Origin of the sequence: Desulfosarcina sp. (assembly GCF_041551955.1) — a bacterium.
Lineage (GTDB): Bacteria > Desulfobacterota > Desulfobacteria > Desulfobacterales > Desulfosarcinaceae > Desulfosarcina.
The window spans coordinates 1-2,294 of sequence record NZ_JBFELV010000590.1; the positions used below are offsets into that span (position 1 = coordinate 1).

Here is a 2,294-nt window from a genome sequence, read left to right on the forward strand (position 1 = left end):
AGTTGACGGTTTCTTGCCACACTTTGAAAAGGACGCTGATGTCTTCGATGCATTCTCAAATGGCGGACTATTCAGATTCCTGAACGATGCAACCGTCAAGGGATACGGGTACTATTGCCGGCAGATCGATTTCAAACGCAAAAACCTGTTTTCAAGAAATTACGCTGATTTTTTCGCCGGTCGGATGGTGTTCCCCATTTATGATGCCGATGCCCGCCCGATCGGATTGGTCGGCAGGCGGCCGGGCGATAAGGGCGTTCGCTGGCTCAAGCACCAGACCAGAGAAGTTCCCCTTTCCGCCAGGTGCTGGCTATACGGCATTGACAAGGCAAGGCACTATATCCGGCAGTACCGGACGATCATCCTGGTGGAGGGCATCTTTGATTATTTTGCCTTCTACAATTTGCTCCACGACCAGGACAGGCAAGTGGTGGTCTCCACATTGGGTTCTTATCTCACCCCCGAAGCGGCGGCCATTCTCAAGGGCCTTGACATCGAGCACTATATTGTCGCCTACGACTGGGACGAACTCGGTAGAAACGGCATTGAACGGATTGCGGCCAAAACCGGCGGGTGGGTCTATTACCTTGGTGGTCTGACGGACGGTCAGGACCCTTACGATTTATTGAAGCCGGTAGTTGATGCCATCAGTGGTTTTTCTCTGCAACAGGTGTGATGAACAAGGACCTGGAATCATAACCGCTGGACATCAAAACCGGCGATGGCGCCGCCAAAGCCTGGGAGGATATAGCTGATGAAAAACAACCATACCGCAAAACCCCTGTTTCCTCATTTGCCGGAACACCTTGCCGGTTTGGAGAAGCTGGCGGAAAACCTCTGGTGGAGCTGGAACCCGGGTGCACGCATGCTCTTCAAGACCCTCGACCGGCAGGCCTGGAAGGAGAGCGGCCACAACCCGGACAAGATGCTCAGAGAGCTTCCCCGCGAAATTCTGGAAAAGGCCGGCGCCGATGCCGACTATATTGGCAGGTACGATGATGTCATGGATGTGTTTCAAAAATATATGAAGCACAAAGATTGCCATCTGCTGGCGCCGTTTTCACCGGACCACAAGTATGCCGTGGCCTACTTTTCCGCCGAATACGGCCTGCATCGCTCCTTACCCTTTTATGCCGGCGGGCTGGGCTTCCTGGCGGGAGATTACCTAAAAGAATGCAGTGATTTATGTGTGCCGCTGGTGGCTGTGGGGTTCATGTACCCGGAAGGCTATTTCCGGCAACAGATCCGGGATGACGGTTGGCAGGAGAATATCGTCGAGTCCATCAACCGCGAAGCCGCTCCTATTTCGAAGGTGCTGGACAAGGATGGACGCCAACGCGTCGTCAAGGTGCCGCTCACCGATCCGCCCATCCATGTCGCGGTGTGGAAGGTCGCCGTCGGGCGTGTTTCCCTCTATGTGATGGACACGGATATCGAAATCAACGATCCCTGGAACCGAGCCATCACCGCCCGGCTTTACGTCGGTGATTCTGAGCAACGCCTGCGCCAGGAGATCGTTTTGGGATTAGGTGGCGCCGCGGTGCTTAAGGCGTTAGGCATCGATCATTACCTCTTGCACCTGAACGAAGGGCATGCGGCCTTCGCCCTGCTGGAACGTATCCGGGCAGGGGTATCCACGGGCAGCGATTTTGCCGCGGCCAGCGAAAAAAATATCAAGGCCACGATCTTCACGACACACACGCCTGTTCCCGCGGGTCACGATGTTTTTCCCTTTCAGTTGATCGAAAAGTATTTTCATTCCTACTGGCCTGACCTGGGTCTCGATCGCGACGCGTTTTTAAAATTGGGCACCCATCCGGAAAAACCGGAAGCCGGATTCAATATGACTGCTTTTGCGCTGAGGTTATCCGGCTGTCGGAACGCGGTGAGCAAACGGCACGCCGAAGTCTCCCGGAAGATGTGGCGATGCCTGTGGCCCGACCTGCCGGAAGATCGGGTTCCCATCGATTACGTCACCAACGGCGTCCACGTGCCCACCTGGATCGAACCGAAAATAAAGCTGCTGCTGGACAAGTACCTCGGAACCGGCTGGCTCGATAAGCATGACGCTCCGACCGTCTGGCAGCGCCTCGACAAAGTCCCCGACACCGAGTTGTGGCAAACGCACCACTGGCTCAAGGTAAAACTGATCGATGCGATCCGGGAGCGCACCCGCCTGCGTTGGGCCGATGGCGGGGGCAGTTCATCCGTGATGCTTGCCGGAGGCGCCTTCCTCGATCCCTCGGTGCTGACACTCGGTTTTGCCCGCCGGTTCGCCACGTACAAGAGAGCAC

Annotated in this window: 2 protein-coding genes; both read left to right on the forward strand. The window is 55.9% G+C overall.

Annotated features, from left to right (window positions below):
* On the forward strand, positions 1-676 hold a 676-nt coding region (locus tag ABYV26_RS24550), incomplete at its 5' end, for a toprim domain-containing protein (protein WP_372683978.1).
* 78 nt (positions 677-754) lie between these two features.
* The coding region (gene glgP / locus ABYV26_RS24555; RefSeq protein ID WP_372683979.1) for an alpha-glucan family phosphorylase at positions 755-2,294 on the forward strand (1,540 nt) is incomplete at its 3' end.